The 16302-nt window shown below is 43.5% G+C and carries 20 protein-coding genes; 9 read left to right on the top strand and 11 right to left on the bottom strand.

What is annotated here, in order from left to right:
- Window positions 1-22: 22 nt before the first annotated feature.
- Entirely contained in the window at window positions 23-1468 is a 1446-nt protein-coding gene (locus DYU05_RS11295) for a DNA/RNA non-specific endonuclease (RefSeq protein ID WP_117383155.1), read from the bottom strand.
- Window positions 1469-1614: 146 nt separating this feature from the next.
- Here DYU05_RS11295 and thiL point away from each other — a divergent pair, with 146 nt between their 5' ends.
- Complete coding sequence (gene thiL / locus DYU05_RS11290) at window positions 1615-2664, top strand: thiamine-phosphate kinase (RefSeq protein ID WP_117383154.1); 1050 nt, start codon at window positions 1615-1617, stop codon at window positions 2662-2664.
- A gap of 15 nt (window positions 2665-2679) precedes the next feature.
- Here the strand turns inward: thiL and rmuC are convergent, their stop codons facing one another.
- The 3 genes from rmuC to DYU05_RS11275 are packed head-to-tail and all read right to left on the bottom strand — an operon-like array spanning window position 2680 to window position 4620.
- Entirely contained in the window at window positions 2680-4047 is a 1368-nt protein-coding gene (gene rmuC / locus DYU05_RS11285; RefSeq protein WP_117383153.1) for a DNA recombination protein RmuC, read from the bottom strand.
- 59 nt (window positions 4048-4106) lie between these two features.
- The gene (locus tag DYU05_RS11280; RefSeq protein WP_117383152.1) at window positions 4107-4340 is read right to left on the bottom strand and encodes a hypothetical protein; all 234 of its coding nucleotides are present in this window, start codon (window positions 4338-4340) and stop codon (window positions 4107-4109) included.
- A 10-nt stretch (window positions 4341-4350) separates the two neighbouring features.
- Entirely contained in the window at window positions 4351-4620 is a 270-nt protein-coding gene (locus DYU05_RS11275) for a hypothetical protein (protein WP_117383151.1), read from the bottom strand.
- A gap of 74 nt (window positions 4621-4694) precedes the next feature.
- Between DYU05_RS11275 and DYU05_RS11270 the strand changes: the two genes are divergently transcribed.
- Window positions 4695-5072 (top strand): hypothetical protein, encoded by a 378-nt coding sequence (locus tag DYU05_RS11270; RefSeq protein WP_117383150.1) that lies wholly within the window; start codon window positions 4695-4697, stop codon window positions 5070-5072.
- On the opposite strand, the gene DYU05_RS11265 is transcribed toward DYU05_RS11270, so the two are convergent.
- The 3 genes from DYU05_RS11265 to DYU05_RS11255 are packed head-to-tail and all read right to left on the bottom strand — an operon-like array spanning window position 5073 to window position 8130.
- Window positions 5073-5546 (bottom strand): gliding motility lipoprotein GldH, encoded by a 474-nt coding sequence (locus tag DYU05_RS11265; RefSeq protein ID WP_117383149.1) that lies wholly within the window; start codon window positions 5544-5546, stop codon window positions 5073-5075.
- Window positions 5546-6982: a regulatory iron-sulfur-containing complex subunit RicT gene (ricT, locus tag DYU05_RS11260; RefSeq protein ID WP_117383148.1), complete on the bottom strand. Its 1437-nt coding sequence runs from the start codon at window positions 6980-6982 to the stop codon at window positions 5546-5548. The genes DYU05_RS11265 and ricT overlap by 1 nt, the downstream gene beginning before the upstream one ends.
- 2 nt (window positions 6983-6984) lie before the next feature.
- On the bottom strand, window positions 6985-8130 hold the full coding sequence (locus DYU05_RS11255) for a DNA polymerase III subunit (protein WP_117383147.1): 1146 nt from the start codon (window positions 8128-8130) through the stop codon (window positions 6985-6987).
- A 152-nt stretch (window positions 8131-8282) separates the two neighbouring features.
- Here DYU05_RS11255 and ruvX point away from each other — a divergent pair, with 152 nt between their 5' ends.
- The 7 genes from ruvX to DYU05_RS11220 all read left to right on the top strand — a co-directional run bounded on the left by ruvX (window position 8283) and on the right by DYU05_RS11220 (window position 12968).
- Window positions 8283-8687 (top strand): Holliday junction resolvase RuvX, encoded by a 405-nt coding sequence (ruvX, locus tag DYU05_RS11250; protein ID WP_117383146.1) that lies wholly within the window; start codon window positions 8283-8285, stop codon window positions 8685-8687.
- A gap of 6 nt (window positions 8688-8693) precedes the next feature.
- Window positions 8694-9332 (top strand): O-methyltransferase, encoded by a 639-nt coding sequence (locus DYU05_RS11245; RefSeq protein WP_117383145.1) that lies wholly within the window; start codon window positions 8694-8696, stop codon window positions 9330-9332.
- 3 nt (window positions 9333-9335) lie between these two features.
- Window positions 9336-9878: a glucosaminidase domain-containing protein gene (locus tag DYU05_RS11240; RefSeq protein WP_117383144.1), complete on the top strand. Its 543-nt coding sequence runs from the start codon at window positions 9336-9338 to the stop codon at window positions 9876-9878.
- Window positions 9879-9922: 44 nt separating this feature from the next.
- Window positions 9923-10753: a glucosaminidase domain-containing protein gene (locus tag DYU05_RS11235; protein ID WP_117383143.1), complete on the top strand. Its 831-nt coding sequence runs from the start codon at window positions 9923-9925 to the stop codon at window positions 10751-10753.
- A gap of 61 nt (window positions 10754-10814) precedes the next feature.
- The gene (locus DYU05_RS11230; protein ID WP_117383142.1) at window positions 10815-11567 is read left to right on the top strand and encodes a peptidase associated/transthyretin-like domain-containing protein; all 753 of its coding nucleotides are present in this window, start codon (window positions 10815-10817) and stop codon (window positions 11565-11567) included.
- Window positions 11564-11887 carry a hypothetical protein gene (locus tag DYU05_RS11225; RefSeq protein WP_117383141.1) on the top strand — a complete coding sequence of 108 codons (324 nt, stop codon included), beginning with the start codon at window positions 11564-11566 and terminating at the stop codon, window positions 11885-11887. The genes DYU05_RS11230 and DYU05_RS11225 overlap by 4 nt, the downstream gene beginning before the upstream one ends.
- A 64-nt stretch (window positions 11888-11951) precedes the next feature.
- A complete protein-coding gene (locus DYU05_RS11220; RefSeq protein ID WP_117383140.1) occupies window positions 11952-12968 on the top strand; it encodes a DUF3078 domain-containing protein in 1017 nt (338 codons plus the stop codon).
- A gap of 5 nt (window positions 12969-12973) precedes the next feature.
- On the opposite strand, the gene DYU05_RS11215 is transcribed toward DYU05_RS11220, so the two are convergent.
- The 4 genes from DYU05_RS11215 to DYU05_RS11200 form a co-directional block, all read right to left on the bottom strand.
- Window positions 12974-13759 (bottom strand): TerC family protein, encoded by a 786-nt coding sequence (locus DYU05_RS11215; protein WP_117383139.1) that lies wholly within the window; start codon window positions 13757-13759, stop codon window positions 12974-12976.
- Between the two features lie 80 nt (window positions 13760-13839).
- Window positions 13840-15150, bottom strand: a complete 1311-nt coding sequence (locus tag DYU05_RS11210) for a hypothetical protein (protein ID WP_133300218.1) — start codon at window positions 15148-15150, stop codon at window positions 13840-13842.
- Complete coding sequence (locus tag DYU05_RS11205; RefSeq protein ID WP_117383137.1) at window positions 15131-15706, bottom strand: hypothetical protein; 576 nt, start codon at window positions 15704-15706, stop codon at window positions 15131-15133. Before DYU05_RS11205 ends, DYU05_RS11210 begins: the two co-directional genes overlap by 20 nt.
- Window positions 15703-16263: an RNA polymerase sigma factor gene (locus tag DYU05_RS11200; RefSeq protein ID WP_117383136.1), complete on the bottom strand. Its 561-nt coding sequence runs from the start codon at window positions 16261-16263 to the stop codon at window positions 15703-15705. Before DYU05_RS11200 ends, DYU05_RS11205 begins: the two co-directional genes overlap by 4 nt.
- Window positions 16264-16302: the final 39 nt, after the last annotated feature.

Raw genomic sequence — 16302 nt, 5'->3', positions numbered from 1 at the left:
AAGCTTCTATTTAAAACAACGTTTACAAATTATCTTTCTTCGTTTCTACAACGTCCTGGATGCCTTGAGGGAGTGATGAAAGAAGGTTATAACCAGTAGCTTTTTCAATATCGCGTACTGTTACGCGGTATTGCTTCCAGTCTGTGTTAATAGTATTAACATTCGGCGTATTAACCGCTATAACTCTGGTATTTGCTGCAATTCGGCTTACATCGTTATCGCCTGCTGGCACTATTACAGCTATTTTCCATACATTGCTGGGTACATTAACTTTTACGTCGCCAGAAATAATAGTATTGAATGCGCCATGTAAGCCGCTTCCTCCCGTGCCGTAGCTTCCCATTATTATGTATACCTCGTTTCCTGCAACTACTTGTTCTCTAAGGTAGCCTTCCAAATTGTTCCATGTTTGCTGATTGTTCTGTGGTGCTTGTGGAATCATGTTAGTCATCAGAAAAGTAGCTGAATTAGCATTAGCTGAACTTGTTCTATCTGCTGACGGGCAATTATGGCCCCTGTCGAAACCGTAAGTGTTGTAGTTGTAACTGCCGCTTTGGACTGCTGACCATCCCGCAGGTAAGCCATTAAAAGCTGCAAAATTATTTAACCTTGATGAAACGTTTGTTATGTTAGTTGCATCAAGGTGCCAGCTTACCCAGTTAGGTTCGGCCTTTGTGCTGTTGTATGATTCTGTATAATATCCCATATCAATAAGGTAATTATCCATCATAACTATTGCTGGCTGAGCCTGTGATGGATTTCCCATTAATAAGTCGCTATTATCGCCATTAGTTGGTGGGGCATCTACTCCTACGGTTACTCCTCGTGGTGCTGAGTTATTTGTTGAAGCAGTTGTGTCTGGCCCTTGCGTATCGGGCACACCAACCACTATGCCAGCATCTCCTGTTCCTTTAAAGGTGATATCATCTATATTGATGCGTGTAGTAGCCGTACCAACTTTTTTAAATTGAAAGCGCACCTTTTTGGTTGTTTCAACTTTAAAAGAATCGCTTACTAAAGTTGTATTTGTTTCATTAAAATCGTTTCCTAATTGAGTGAAGGTTTTACCGCTATCAACAGACATCAATAACTGCCATGCAGATGGTGCATCATTACCATATTTGCCATGTTTAAAGCTTATTTGTGTTACCCCGCTTATATCAAATTTCATTGTCAATTCGCCAGCTCTCAAACGCACAGTTTTTGCACCGCTTTTAAGGTCAGCTGCTAAATTTCCTATCAAAGCATCATCAAAACTCCATAGGCCAGTATTTAGTTGGACATCTGCTATAAGGTATCCCCCTTTTGTTCCAGTTTCAAAACCTTCAACAATAGTATATGGCTTTGGTACAACCGGCACAACAGGAGGAGAAGGATCAATGTCTATTCCACCCCGGTAATCTTTGGCACAGCCGGTTATAAATAGCACAGCACAGCTAAGATAAATAAGTAACTTTCTGTTTTTCATATAAATATATTTAGAAAAGCAAAAGTAATGCTCTGGTGTTAACTATCTGTTAAATAGTTTTATGTACGATGAATTTTACAATTGCGCTTGCTATTACACGTTCAATTATTATTGGTAATTTTGCGATTTAATAATTAAGTGTAATCATGTTTGAAAATCAGGAGCGGACGCATTTAGATCAGTTGGGGGAATTTGGGCTGATAGATCATCTTACCAAGAATATCAAGCTTACTCAAAGCACAACTATCAAAGGAGTTGGTGATGATGCTGCTGTACTTAATCCTGAAGGTAAAAGGGTGCTGGTGTCTACTGATATGCTTTTGGAAGGTATTCATTTCGACCTGGCTTACACACCGCTAAAACATTTGGGTTATAAAGCTATACAGGTAAACCTAAGCGATATATATGCTATGAACGGCATAGCTACCCAGGTAACTGTTTCTATAGGCATGTCCAGCAAGTTCCCGTTAGAAGCTATAGAAGAGCTGTACGAGGGTATTTACCTGGCGTGTGGCAACTACAACGTAGATTTGATTGGAGGCGATACAACGGCTTCTAAGCAGGGCCTGGTAATTAGCGTTACTGTATTGGGTTATGCTGATGAACAGGATATTGTTTATCGCAACGGTGCAGAAGAAGGAGACCTGATATGCGTATCAGGTGATCTGGGTGGAGCTTACACGGGCCTGCAACTGCTTGAGCGGGAAAAATTGGTTTACTTGGAGAATCCTAACATACAGCCTGATCTGGAAGGAAAGGACTATATAGTTGAACGCCAGTTAAAACCGGAAGCTAGAAAAGACATTATAGACTTGCTTAAAGATATAGAGGTTAAACCAACTGCAATGATAGATGTATCTGATGGTTTGGCATCTGAGATTTTGCATATATGCAAGCAAAGCGATAAAGGATGTAACTTGTACGAAGAGAAGATCCCAATCGATCCGATGACGTATGAAACCGCCCGTGAGTTTAACCTTGACCCTACGGTTTGTGCATTAAGCGGCGGCGAAGACTACGAATTGTTGTTTACCGTTAAACAAGCGGATTACGATCGTATAAAGTTTAAAATGGATTTTACTATCATAGGTTATATTACCGAGCCTGGTGCTGGATGTAATCTCATTACCAAGTCGGGTAATGTACATGCATTAAAAGCACAAGGCTGGAATGCGTTTACGCCTCCGGCGGTGTAAAAAGCTGCTAATAGGTTAAGAGACCTCGGTATCTATATACTTTTGGTCAATTTGTTTATTCGCTTTTGCACCAAGCTTTTTAATTTTTTCTGCGGTAATGGTGAGGTTTCCTCTGCCGTCGGTAAGTTTATTAAGTGCTTTATCGTAAGCATCCTGGCTTTGTTTAATGTTCTTGCCGATGCCTTCCATGTCACCAACAAAGCCGACAAACTTGTCGTACATTTCGCCGCTTAGCCGGGCAATTTCCAGTACGTTCCGGTTTTGACGTTCCTGCTTCCAAATGCTTGCTATGGTGCGCAATGTAGCCAATAGCGTGCTTGGGCTCACTATTACCACCCTCTTGTCCCAGGCATCAGCAAATAAGTCACTGTCCAGCTGTACAGCAAAGCTAAAAGATGATTCTATCGGTACAAAAAGCAGCACAAAGTCTGGGGAGTTAATGCCATTCAGGCTATGATAACTCTTTGAAGATAAGCCATGAACATGGTTACGTATAGATTCGACGTGTGCTTTTGAGTAAAGCTTTCGCTCGTCTTCAGTTTCACAGTTTACCAGCCGGTCATAAGCTATAAGCGAAACCTTAGAGTCGATTATCAGATGCTTATTATCCGGTAGATCTATTATTACGTCCGGCTGAAAACGGCCTCCGTCGGCATGGTTTAAACTTGTCTGGATACGGTACTCCTGGTCGCGGACTAAGCCGCTGCGTTCCAGTACTTTTTCCAGTATGACTTCACCCCAGTTTCCCTGCTTTTTATTATCGCCTTTAAGCGCTTTTGTGAGATTAGAAGCCTCGGTACTAATGAGTTGGTTAAGCTCCATCAGCTTGCTTATTTCTCCGCGAAGTAAGTGGCGTTCAGCAGCTTCGGTGTTGTAAACCTTTTCTACTTTTTCTTCAAAGGCCTTGATGTTCTCTTTAAGAGGGTTAAGAATATTGTCGATGCTCATCTTGTTAACATCAGTAAACTCACGTGACTTTTCTTTCAGCAGTTTTTCAGCAATATTCTCAAATTCGCGCTGGAAATGTTGCTTGGTTTGCTCAATTTCCTGCTTTTGTTCTGTAAGTTTTTCCTGCTGTGCTTTAAAATAAGAGCGTGAAGACTCCAGCGATTGATTAGCCTGGGCCAGTTGATTTCGCTCGTAAGATAGCTCATCCAGCAAACGGGTCTTTTCGTCCTGGTGGTATTTGATGAGGGTTTCTTTTTCCGCAAGCAGGTTTGCTGAGCGTTCTTCCGCCCGGGCAAGGCTTATTTTAAGTGATCCATTTTCTGCAGAAACCGCATTTATTTCATCAGCATTACTGCGGTTGTTATTTCTCCTGATAAAAAGTATTACAATACACAGTAAAACAACTTCTGCAACTATAAATACAGCTATATCCATTATGATAAAAAAATTAGCATAACGAATGTAAGAAAAAGTATTTACTAAGAAAATTATTATTACCTCCTTTTTATGGTGTCTGCCGGTTTAGCAGGATCTATAGCGCTGCTGCTGGTGTCCTGACCTCCGGTTTCCACGGGAGATACGGGGTACTTGCTACTGTCAGCAGGCTGGGCGCTGTTTACATGTGTTTGGCCTGAGTCGGCGCTGTCTGCATCTTTGCTCTTATCTCCTTTACAAGATGAAGCATAGCAGGATAATAAAATAGCTAGGGCAAATAGAAGCTTTTTCATGAAGGATAATTTATGGGTTTGTTTTGGTGCTGTCGACAGTTGGGGTAGCCACTCCTTTACCATTGCTGCTAGTATCGCTACCGGATGTGCCACCTTGCTGAGGAGAGCCGGCACCTGATCCTATAGCTGCACTATCTGTAGCTCCTGAGCTGCCTACATTAGTTTGCCCGGAATCTGCCTGTGCGCCGCCTGTTTGGCCTGTATTATTGCCTTTGCAGGCTGTTAACAGCAGCATAGCTGCAGCTATCATTACCAGTAAATAAGAAAGTATTGCCTTCATGCCCGCATATTGTTGTTATAGTTAACTACAATTGGCATATTTACATGTTTTAGATAATCTTAATTTCCTGAAAGATGAAGTATTTATATATCACAGCTGTACTGTTGGGTTTAGCCATGTTTACCTCATGCGGTAAGAAAAACGACACAGGCCCTGTTCCGCACAATATTAAAGTGGTTGCTACTGGGTCTGCTAACTTTACCGCCTTGCTTTCAGTTATAAAAAGCACGTCTACTACCAGCAGTACGCTAGATACAAAGGCTGTAACCACCGGGTCGTATGAGTTTAGTACACCGCTTAGCTCGGGCGACCGGGTGCATTTTGAGATACAAACAACTGGAGAGAACGTAGTATCGTACACCATTACGGATAATGGCGCTACAGCGGCGCAGCAAACAGACAAGGAGCTGAGCTCTTACACCAAAACGTTTGTTGATTTTACCGTCAACTAATCACTTAGCCTTCTCTACCCGCAACCCTACGTCACTAACTTCGTGCAGTGGGTTATCGCGCATGTTCTGCTCTATTTCAAAGTGATAAGTACCCTTAGCCGGGAACTTGTAAGTGGTTTTTAAGGGCAATTGATAGCTATACAGGTTGCCGCTTCCGCTGCCCAGCCATTCACCATCAGGGTTAGCCAGGGTAAACTGGTAGCGAGTTGCCAATCTCTTTTTATCAGGAGCAGTTTGTGAAAATACAATATATAGATTAGAGTACCGGTATTCACCTGTTACCCGTAAATTGAGGTATAAGTTATAGGGAATCGTTTCATCGTCTATCTTCACATCATATTTGATGCGGTTTGCGTATGACCAGTTGCGGTTGGTGATCCCTGCGTTAAGATCAACAATCGCATCCGGGTCTGTGCATGCCTGTGTGAATGTTATAGCTGCAAACAAGAAGACTAATATCCACCTATTCTTCATTATTCGGGACTGGCTTGCTGGTTATTGTTTCCGCCATTGTTATTTCCGCCACTACGGTTCGGTCTGTTTCGGTTGTTACGCCTGTTACGGTTCTCACCTTGCGGACGGTTTCCTTCCGGACGGCCACCTTCAGGCCTTGGACCGGCCTGTGCAGCATTCTGTGCAGGAGCTTGCTGCCCCTTCGGGCGGTTTCCTTCCGGACGGCTACCCTCAGGACGCGGACCGGCAGGAGCGCTGGATTGTTGCTTCTGCGGGCGGTTGTTATCTGCCTGCTGATTAGAGGCAGAGCCTGGTTTGCCACCTTTGTTACGGTTTTTGTTTTTGTTCTTGTTATTATTATTGTTGCGGCGCTCATCCAAACGGGTAAGGCTATCCTGGCCAACAACGTTTTCGTAATCCAGTACTTTTACCGGTTTGGTCTCTATCTCTACTATTTCACCCAGGTCTGCAGGCATAGCACCTTCCCGGTTCATTTGTTGAATTTCTTTTACCCGGGCAATGGGTAGTGGTATCCAGTTCTCCTCTTTAGGATAGCTAAACCACATAATCCGTTTAAAAATATCGGTCTTTTGCAGGCGGGCATCACCTTTTTCGGTCCTTAGTACATTTACATTATCAGGGATGTGTTTTAAGGCATCCATGTATGTGTCCAACTCATAGTTAAGGCAGCATTTAAGCTTACCGCACTGGCCCGCAAGTTTAAGCGTATTTAAAGAAAGGTTTTGATAACGAGCGGCAGAAGTAGATACTGTCTTGAAGTCGGTAAGCCAGGTGCTGCAGCACAGCTCACGTCCGCAGGATCCTATCCCGCCCAAGCGGCTTGCTTCCTGACGCATACCAATCTGGCGCATCTCAATCCTTATACGAAAAGCTTCCGCCATTTTTTTAATCAGCTCGCGAAAATCTACGCGACCTTCGGCCGTATAATAGAAGGTAGCTTTGGTTTTGTCGCCCTGGTAATCAACATCGCTTATTTTCATGCTGAGGTTCAGGTCAAGCGCCAACGTCCTGGATTTATGCATGGTTTCCCATTCCAGGTCTTTCGCCATTTTCCATTTGTCAACATCAGCAGGAGTTGCACGGCGGTATATTTTTTTAACAACGTCAGCCTCTTTCACATGGCGTTTAACCATTTGCATACGCACCAGCTCGCCGGTTATAGATACGTGGCCAATGTCATAGCCGCCGGTAGTGGTCTCCACGGCAACAAGGTCACCTGCTTCCAGGTAAATGTTGTCGTTATTATGGTAGAACTCCTTTCTTGATCCCTTAAATTTAACTTCAACTATCGGGAAAGGCTTATAATTAGTCGGCATATCCATATGTGACAGCCAATCGTGAACATCAAGTTTGCTGCAACCGTTAGTAAGGCAAGAGCCGTTACTTTTGCAGCCCGCAGGCGAACATCCGCCTGATGAGCAACTTCCGCATCCCATAATTAATTTGGTATATAATGATTCCCCGAAGGGACGATTTTTAAATTTAGTACTTTTATAATCTGCAAAGATACATCTAAAAATAAGATCTTAGGGTTCGCATTGCGTTCTATATGATAGTGAGCCTTTTCAAGCTCGTTAATTATAGTTTCGGCCTGTGCAATGTTCATCACTTTGGCCATCTTACGTGCAGTTTCAAGTTCCTGTGCCGGCAGGTGCACAATATTTTCTGCTCCTGCGGATATAAGGCAGCATTCGCGAATAAAGCTGATGCCGTAACGTAAAAAGTTCTTTTGGTTTTCCCTGCCCATTTTGGCAGCCTGATCTACAAAAGAAAGAACATCCAGACCCTTATTGGCAAAACACAACCTTAACCAGTTCACAAACGACTGATGATAGCCCTTGGTATCGCTTTGCAGCATACTCAGTGCTTCGGTGATGTTTCCATTGCTCAGGTAAGCTATTTCTGCGGCGGCAGTTTCGGTTTGATTATGCTGAGAGATCAAGAATTGCTTTACATCATCATACCCCAATGCCGGAACCTTTATCAGCTGTGTGCGCGAAAGAATGGTGTTTAGTATTTGATCCTGGTTTTGAGCGACTAACAGGAACAATGTATTGTGTTGAGGCTCTTCTATCACCTTAAGCAGGGAGTTTCCTACCTTGTCCAGGTATTCGGGCAACCACAGGATCAATATTTTGTACGCAGACTCGAACGGCTTAAAGCTGAGTTTCTTGATGATCTGGTGGCACTCGGCTATATTAATGTTGGCCTGTTTGTTTTCGGCGTCCAGGTAGCCGCGCCAGGTGTCGAGGCTTAAATACGGGTTGGCAGTTATAGCTTCTCTCCATTGCTCAATAAAGGTTAAAGCTGTATCGTCTTTATGTTTGGCGAAGAAAGGATACGAAAAGTGCAGATCGGGGTGCATCAGCTTTTGGTACTTGCGGCATGACGAACACACACCGCAGGAGTCTTGAGGCTGCTTATCTTCGCAAGAAAGGTACTGTGCAAATGCAATGGCCAGCGCCAGGCTCCCGCTTCCTTCCGGACCCAAAAACAACTGCGCATGACTAACCCGGTTCTCCTTTACGGCGGTTATCAAGCGTTGCTTTGTGGCTTCCTGACCTATTATCTCCTTAAACTGCATTGGTGCAAATTAATGAATTGATTTTAGATGTAACGTTACGGATGTACGATTTACCTTACGCAAGTTGTTCAAACGTAAATAATCCGCACATTTGCAAGCGGATAAATTGGCGCTATGCCAACCAAAACAGTACATCTAAAATCTAGAAATTGATGAGAGTAATGGCTTTTGATTATGGTACCAAGCGCATAGGCATTGCTGTTACCGACCCGATGCAAATAATTGCCACCGGTTTGGACACCATACATCCGCTCAAGGTTATAGATTATTTGAAGAAGTATATGGAGACGGAGCAGGTAGAGCGCTTTGTGGTTGGCGAACCAAAGCAGATGGACAATACGCCGTCACAATCTGCCCAGCACGTGAAAGGTTTTGTGACCCTTTTGAAAAAGAATTTTCCTGCGGTTCCAGTGGAGATGCTTGATGAGCGCTTTACCTCTAAAATGGCATCGGCAGTTATTGCACAAAGTGGTATGGGAAAAAAAGCACGTCAAAGTAAAGAGCTGGTAGACACCATCTCTGCCGTAATATTACTACAATCGTGGATGCAAAAATAAACACCTATGGAAATTCTTGACCCCGCCTTGCAGGCCTATTTGGACGCACACATAGACGCTGAAGCGCCCGAGTTGCAAAAGATAAACCGCGATACGCATTTAAAAGTGCTAAAGCCAAACATGCTTTCGGGCCACTATCAGGGCCGGATATTAAGCATGTTCAGTAAAATGATGCAGCCAAAGCTCATTTTAGAGATAGGAACATTTACAGGATATTCTGCTATTTGCCTGGCCGAAGGTTTGGCAGAAGGCGGCGTTTTACACACCATCGAAGTGAACGCAGAAATGGAAGAAATGCTGAATTCACATTTTAAGTCAACAAATGTGGATAAAAAAATAAAGCTGCATATTGGCCCTGCAGAGCGAATTATAGCTGATATTCAGCATAATAATTTCGACATCGTGTTTATTGATGCGGATAAACGAAATAATTTGACTTATTTTGAGTTAGTATTTGATAAAGTAAGGCCCGGTGGGTTGATAATAATTGATAATGTTTTGTGGAAAGGAAAGGTGTACGGCAACGAAAATGACGCTGATACCGTAAATATCCGCAAACTAAATGACCACATAGCTGTTAACACGAAGGTTGAAAAATTAATTCTCCCGGTTCGCGACGGACTGCTAATGATCAGAAAAAAATAAATTATGAAGAAACTCTTTACTGCTACTCTACTGTTAGTATGTGCACTAGTTGCAACAACCACAGCCGTTTCGGCTCAAAGCGCTTCACAATCTTACATCGATAAGTTCAAAGATAATGCCATAAAACTGATGCACGAGACAGGCGTACCTGCAAGCATCATTTTAGGGGTTGCCATGCACGAGTCTGGCAGCGGAAAAAGCTCGATTGCGCAGAACCTGAACAACCAGTTTGGCGTAAAAGGCGGAGGCGGTGCAGTTTATTACAAACACAACAAAAAAGTACGCACATCCTATAAAAAGTACGAGTCGGTAATGGAGTCGTTTCAGGACTTTACCCGTATAATGACCGAACGTAAGCAGTTTAGCCACCTGGCCGACAAGCTAACCCAATACGATTACAAAGGTTGGGCAAAAGGGATACAAAGAAGCGGTTACTGCAGCAGCCGTACCTGGGCCTCACAGGTAATGGGCATTATAAAGCGCTACAACCTTAACGAGCTTGACGAAAAGCCGGCAGAAAAAAAACAGCTGGCCGACAACCAATAATCCACATATCTTCCGGCCCATAATCAATCCTACATTAGCAAGTAATGCGGAAACTGTTTATTCTATTTATAGCTTTAGGTGTATTCTCTTCGTGCTCGGCACACAAAAGCACCATCAGCAGTAAAAAGGCACGTAAGAATAACCAAACCATTCACAAGAGAAACAGCGCAGCTATTGCCAATGCGCATACTTATACATCACTTGAATACATAGACCGGTTTAAAGATATTGCCGTACAGGAAATGAACACCTACGGCATACCCGCCAGTATCACCCTGGCGCAGGGGCTTTTTGAGTCGGGTGCGGGCAACAGCGATTTGGCCAGGGTAGCCAATAACCACTTTGGCATTAAATGCGGCACCACCTGGAATGGTGAAAGCTACTATAAGGACGACGATGCCGTTAACGATTGCTTTAGAGTATACAGTAACCCCGAAGATTCTTACCGGGATCACTCTGAATTCTTAAAGAAAAAGAACTACGCCCGCTTATTTGAGCTGGACAGAAACGATTATAAAGGATGGGCATATGGCCTTAAAGCCGCCGGCTATGCTACTAACCCGAAATACCCACAGTTGCTTATCAATATAATTGTTAAGTATAACCTGGACCAGTACGACAGGCCGGAGGGCGAGATAGCCAAGATTAAGCGTGAAGACCGTGTGCTTGATGAGATAAATGACAGCATAGGTAAACCTGCAAAAGATTCGATAGCGAAAGTATCTCCTGACGATAAAATTTACACCATAAAACAGGGCGATACACTATACAGCATATCCAAGCGTTTTGGTATCACTGTTGACGAACTGCGTGCACTAAACAATCTTTCTGATTCCGGGATCCGAATAGGCCAGAAACTGGTTGTGGTAAAATAGCCTGTTAAAATTTGTTAATTTATGTGCAAAGCAGCGGCAAACGTGTAGCTTTAACGTCCTGATGAAATTATGGTGTGCCTTTTTACTTTGCATTGTAACGCTAACTTCTGTTGCCCAACAAAAGGAAGTTACCGGGATTGTTTTTGATAAAGAAAGCAAAGCACGTATAGCTAAAGTGAACGTACGCAATACAACCTCGGGCCAGGCAGTATACAACAACTTTAAGGGAGAATTCAGTATTAAGGTTTCCGTTGGCGACGTGCTCATCTTCAGCAAAACAGATCATCACTCTGACACTTTAACGGTAAAGAGCTTTTTGCCCTTAGTTGTATATATGAAAGCTGTCGCTATTCAGCTGAATGAGGTGAGCATTAGGGATACGCTACTTAGTCCGATGAAAAGGTACCGCGCCTTAAAGAGTGACTACAACCAGGTTTTCGGTACACTTAATCAACGCGATTTACTTACCGCAAGCCCCGGTGTGGGTGCCGGCATAAGCATAGATGCACTTTACAACCTGTTTAGCCGCCGCGGCAAAAATGCCGAACACCTGCGGGAGGTAATGGAACGTGATTACCTGCAATCGGTTATCGACGCACGGTTTAATAAAAGCTATGTGGCAGGCATTACCTATTTAAAGGAACCTGAATTAAGTGATTTTATGCTGAAGTATCGCCCAGGATATTACCTGGTTACTACCGCCAGTGAGTACGAGTTTGTTACTTATGTACGCAATAGCTTTAAACGATACCGCAAAAACCCGCGCGCTTTTGAACTTGCGCCACTACCCTCAATTTTTATGGAGGTAAAATGAGGCCGTTAGTTATTGTAGTGCCATTTTTGAATGTAGCAGGGATGGCCTTGTTCCCGTTTATCCTTGTGTACAACAAAGCCGCGCTGGAAGATAAAGTGCTGATAAACCATGAGCGGATACACTTACAGCAGCAATTAGAACTGCTGGTGCTTCCGTTTTATGCGTTATACCTGTTGAATTACTTGTACAATTACATACGCTTTCGCAATCACCACAAAGCGTATATGGCAATTTCTTTTGAAAGAGAGGCTTACCATCATGAGCGTGAGATGGGCTACCTGGTCAATCGCAGGTGGTATACCTGGTTGCGTTTCCTGTAGCAGTTACCGCAGCCTTTTGCACTTTATGTACTGAAATAACAGATTTTTGCGTTTTATTTGCAATATGAGAAGAACAGGGGCTTTTTTGTTTTTTGCATTTTTGTTCTCAGCAGCACTTTCGTTAAGGGCTCAAACAACAGATACCACAAGGCGCGACACGGTAAAGATTGACACCAACCTCATCAACAGGTACCGCATATTACCAAAATATAACGCAATACCGGTAACAGCAAAGCCTTTGCAAATACGGCCGGAACTAATACCTGTAACCATGCTGGATTATAAGGTAAGTTACTGGCATCGCTATATCACTTTCGGACTCAACTTTAACCAGGCAGCATTTAGCAATAATTATGCGGCCGGTGGTGTAAACTCCATCGCTTTGGGAACAAATTTTATTTACCGGATAGAATATAACAAAGCGCCATTTAGTTATTCCACCGAGCTTAACCTGCTTTACGGTAAATCAAAAAGCAAAGGGCTAGGCTCCCGCAAAACCAACGACCGTATTTTCCTGGATAATAAAGTAGCTACGCAGCTGTCAAAAAGCTGGTTCTTTTTCGGATCGCTCAGCTTTGAGTCGCAGTTTGATAAAGGTTTTCAATATGACCCCAACAACGTTAACCCGCCCCTGCTTATATCTAACTTCATGTCGCCGGGCTATTTGACGGAATCAATCGGTTTTGAGTACAAGCCAAGTAAATTTTTTGATCTGCGCCTGGGTACCGGTACCGCACGCCAGACCTTTGTACTGGACAAGAATATTGTTAAAAACCTGCCAACCAATTATGGTGTAGATAGTGGTAAAACGGTTCGCAACGATATAGCGTTTCAGTTGGTTGCCATATTTGATAAAGACATTGCCAAGAACATGCACTTTAATGCACGTTATGACATGTTTGTGCCCTATGGCCAGCCGTTAGCATACACCCGCCACCGTGTTGACGCGGTACTGGCAGCAAAAGTAAACCGCCTTATAAACGTATCTATCAACGGGACGCTGTTGTTCGATAAAAATACCTCTAATAGCGTACAGGGTACAGAAGGCCTGTCCTTAGGTGTGTTGTACAAATTCCCGTAACAATATTATTTTGCAGCAGGTACTTTCTTTCCTTTTTGCGCAGACCGAGCCGCTCTCTTAGATCTCATTTTAAGGTTAAGCAGCTCAACCAGTATTGAGAAAGCCATGGCAAAGTAAATGTAGCCTTTAGGTATGTGCTGTTCCATTGCTTCGGCTAGTAGCGATACACCTATAAGTAACAAGAATGACAGTGCCAGCATCTTAACGGTTGGATGCTTGTTTACAAAGTTGGCCACGCTGTTTGATGCCCACATCATGATGCCTACAGCTACTACTACCGCTGCTATCATTACCTCTACGTGCTGTGCCATACCAACGGCAGTAATAACAGAGTCCAGCGAGAAAACAATATCCAGCAGCATTATCTGGAAGATAACGCCCCAAAAAGAATGCACTTTAGCTGTGCCGGTGTCTTCTTCCTCACCTTCAATCTTGTGGTGTATCTCGGCAGTGCTTTTATAGATCAGGAATAAACCTCCTATTAGCAGGATCAGGTCCCTTCCGGATATTGCCAGCTTCTCTACCCAGTCCGGATCTGTAGCACCAATAATGCCGGAAAGGTTGAACAGCGGCTTGGTAAGCGTCATTACCCAGCTAATCGACAGTAGCAGCAGTATACGGGTGATCATGGCCATACCCATACCCACCCTGCGGCCTTTGGATTGCTGCTCTCTGGGGAGCTTGTCGCTCAGGATTGAAATGAATATTACGTTGTCAATACCTAAGACGATCTCTAAAACAGTAAGTGTAACGAGGGATACCCAGGTTTCCGGGTCGGTAAATATTTCCATAAGGTAAGTGTATGCGCCTTAAAAATAGCAAAACCCCTGCCGTTGGGCAAGGGTGCTGCAAAAAAGTGGAAATTTAACGCTTAATTAAAATTTACGCCGGTGTAGCTTGCATTAATAACGATTCTGTTTGAAGAGTTACTGTTTCCTGCATAGCCCTTGTAACTTTTTGTGGATGACCAGCCACGCTCTTCATCTGAAGGACTTTTCGATGTGATCTTTATGCGGTCATCATAGTTAAAGTCGCCAAACTTTGTAGTTACGTCAAAGTTGAAGTTATCTAGTTGACTAAGGTCAAAATTAATCTTGGTAAAAGATGCATCAACAGTTATATTCTTAACACTCTTGTCTATTGTGCCTATACGGAAACCATCTCCATACTTAACATGTACATCTGCCGAGCCTCTTAACCGTTCTATACCTATAGAAGAGAACTTGATGTCGGCATCAATGTTATTTACTGCACCGGTCTTTAACTTGCCATAAGAAACGCTCACGCGCCCGCTGTTAAAGTTGGTAATGTTAGCGTCGCCAAAGCGTACATCAACCTCATTTTGGCTGTTGGTGAGTGCTGCGGCGTTTAAAGCGCCGTAACTAACTTTAACAACTGCCTTTCCGCTTAGCTCGGGCAAGTTAACGCCGCCAAACCTGTTATTAATGTCGATGCCGTTACCTGACGGCATGTAAACCGTGTAGTTTATCTCAATATTCTGATGATTATTGCGACCGGTATTTCCTTTGAAAAGGCTGGTTTTAAAAGAGACCACAGATCCCGACTTGCTGTCGCTGATACTTGAGCCGTTAAGCATATCGTTTACTGCATCTGCATTATCACCACCAAATTTCATCTGCACATCAACTTTAAACTCATTGCGGTTCCAGGTATTTACCGTAATTTTTCCAAAGCTGTTGCTGATCTGCAAAATATCGTTGCCATCTACAGCGTACGTTTTGCTGTAGTTCTTAACTTTTTCTTCGATCTCGCCGCTGGCAACCTTCTTTTTGTACTCCTCGTTATCGCCCGAGCTGATGCTGACGTGGTTGCCGAGGTCTTTAAAGCTTTCGCTCATATCCGGAACCATCCCTTTGAAGCTGCCGGAAAAATCTTTACCAAAGTCCTTAAATGTTTCCTTGAAGGCTTTGCTAAACTTATCAGCATTAAAGGTAATGTGCTGCTTAGTTTTTTCTACGCGCAACCTGCTCATCTGGGCTTGAAGTTTAGCCATCTGCTTTTGCAGGTCGCCCATTTGTTTTTGTAAAGCCTTATCGTCAAACTGTTCCGACGATGGTGGCTCGGGTGTTTGCGGTGCTTTGGTCTGTGCAAACGATGTCATGCTTATAGCGAACGTTGCCATAGCTGCCAATAACGCGCGTTTATATATCTTTAGTTCCATTTTGCTGTTGTTTTTTGCTTTGATCAATTTGTTCTATCACGCTTAATTGCTGGCTAAGTACTTCGGTTTGTATCTCAAGGTTTTGAATCATAGCTTTTAGGACACGGTCTGGATCCGGGCTGGTTGCTAAATCCTTGCTTAGTTTCTTATAGTTCGCCTGCATTTTGACTAGCTCTCTGTTGAATTCTTTGTAAAGCCAGGGGTCACTTTTGGCAATTTGTTTAAGCTCAGTTCTTTTCGTTTCAATAATTGATGTTAGTTGAATTTGTTGCTGTGCATAAACCGGGTTAATCTCGGTAACGTCTACTCCCTGCTTGCCTTCTTTTTGGCTTTGTATGTATATGCCGAACCCTATACCCATTACTACTACTATCATGGCGGCCACCCTTAGCACAAAGCCAAGCGAAAAGGTTTTGGCCTCGCGCTTTTTTGGCGCTTGCTGTGTATCCCAGGCATCAAGTTCTTTGGAGATGTTGTCCCATATGTCTGCACGGGGCTGCAGGTCATCAAACTCTTCCCTGTGCTCGTCCATAAAATCTTCTAACCTCTTGCTCATCGTGTTATTCCTTTCTGTATCAATATCTCGTTCAACTTTCTTTTAGCTCTCAGGAACTGTGTCCTTGATGTGTTTTCTGATATGCCCATCACCTGCCCAATCTCTTCATGATCATACCCCTCCAGCAGGTAAAGCGATAAAACTACCCGGTAACCGTCAGGTAACAGCTTAATAGCTTCTTTTACCTGTGCAACTTTGTATTGTATATCTTCATCATCCCAGGGCTCCTCGGCAGGCAGGCTGTCAATATGCCCGTCCTCAATCTCTACCAGGTCCAGCTTGCGCTTACGCAGCAGGTTTATAGCGCGGTGCACCACAATTTGCTTTAACCACAAACCAAAGGTGGTATCCTGCCTAAAATCCTTAAGCCGTTTAAAAGCATCTGTAAAAGCCTCCTGCAAAACGTCTTCCGCTTCGGCAACGTTGCCCACTATTCTAAAGGCAATGTTTAGCATTGCTTTAGAATACAGCCGGTACAACTCATAGCAGGCCTTTTTGCTCCCCTGCTTACACTCAACCACCAGGTTATAGTGCTTATCAACAAATACAGCTTCCAAATTATATGACAGGTTTCAATTAAAAGGACGCATGCGTTT

This window comes from Mucilaginibacter terrenus, assembly GCF_003432065.1.
GTDB lineage: Bacteria > Bacteroidota > Bacteroidia > Sphingobacteriales > Sphingobacteriaceae > Mucilaginibacter > Mucilaginibacter terrenus.
This window is presented reverse-complemented; position numbering and strand designations above follow the sequence as displayed.

Coding starts and splice junctions, on each gene's coding strand:
- DYU05_RS11295 (WP_117383155.1), bottom strand. CDS start 1,468: ATGAAAAACAGAAAGTTACTTATTTATCTTAGCTGTGCTGTGCTATTT.
- thiL (WP_117383154.1), top strand. CDS start 1,615: ATGTTTGAAAATCAGGAGCGGACGCATTTAGATCAGTTGGGGGAATTT.
- rmuC (WP_117383153.1), bottom strand. CDS start 4,047: ATGGATATAGCTGTATTTATAGTTGCAGAAGTTGTTTTACTGTGTATT.
- DYU05_RS11280 (WP_117383152.1), bottom strand. CDS start 4,340: ATGAAAAAGCTTCTATTTGCCCTAGCTATTTTATTATCCTGCTATGCT.
- DYU05_RS11275 (WP_117383151.1), bottom strand. CDS start 4,620: ATGAAGGCAATACTTTCTTATTTACTGGTAATGATAGCTGCAGCTATG.
- DYU05_RS11270 (WP_117383150.1), top strand. CDS start 4,695: ATGAAGTATTTATATATCACAGCTGTACTGTTGGGTTTAGCCATGTTT.
- DYU05_RS11265 (WP_117383149.1), bottom strand. CDS start 5,546: ATGAAGAATAGGTGGATATTAGTCTTCTTGTTTGCAGCTATAACATTC.
- ricT (WP_117383148.1), bottom strand. CDS start 6,982: ATGGGATGCGGAAGTTGCTCATCAGGCGGATGTTCGCCTGCGGGCTGC.
- DYU05_RS11255 (WP_117383147.1), bottom strand. CDS start 8,130: ATGCAGTTTAAGGAGATAATAGGTCAGGAAGCCACAAAGCAACGCTTG.
- ruvX (WP_117383146.1), top strand. CDS start 8,283: ATGAGAGTAATGGCTTTTGATTATGGTACCAAGCGCATAGGCATTGCT.
- DYU05_RS11245 (WP_117383145.1), top strand. CDS start 8,694: ATGGAAATTCTTGACCCCGCCTTGCAGGCCTATTTGGACGCACACATA.
- DYU05_RS11240 (WP_117383144.1), top strand. CDS start 9,336: ATGAAGAAACTCTTTACTGCTACTCTACTGTTAGTATGTGCACTAGTT.
- DYU05_RS11235 (WP_117383143.1), top strand. CDS start 9,923: ATGCGGAAACTGTTTATTCTATTTATAGCTTTAGGTGTATTCTCTTCG.
- DYU05_RS11230 (WP_117383142.1), top strand. CDS start 10,815: ATGAAATTATGGTGTGCCTTTTTACTTTGCATTGTAACGCTAACTTCT.
- DYU05_RS11225 (WP_117383141.1), top strand. CDS start 11,564: ATGAGGCCGTTAGTTATTGTAGTGCCATTTTTGAATGTAGCAGGGATG.
- DYU05_RS11220 (WP_117383140.1), top strand. CDS start 11,952: ATGAGAAGAACAGGGGCTTTTTTGTTTTTTGCATTTTTGTTCTCAGCA.
- DYU05_RS11215 (WP_117383139.1), bottom strand. CDS start 13,759: ATGGAAATATTTACCGACCCGGAAACCTGGGTATCCCTCGTTACACTT.
- DYU05_RS11210 (WP_133300218.1), bottom strand. CDS start 15,150: ATGGAACTAAAGATATATAAACGCGCGTTATTGGCAGCTATGGCAACG.
- DYU05_RS11205 (WP_117383137.1), bottom strand. CDS start 15,706: ATGAGCAAGAGGTTAGAAGATTTTATGGACGAGCACAGGGAAGAGTTT.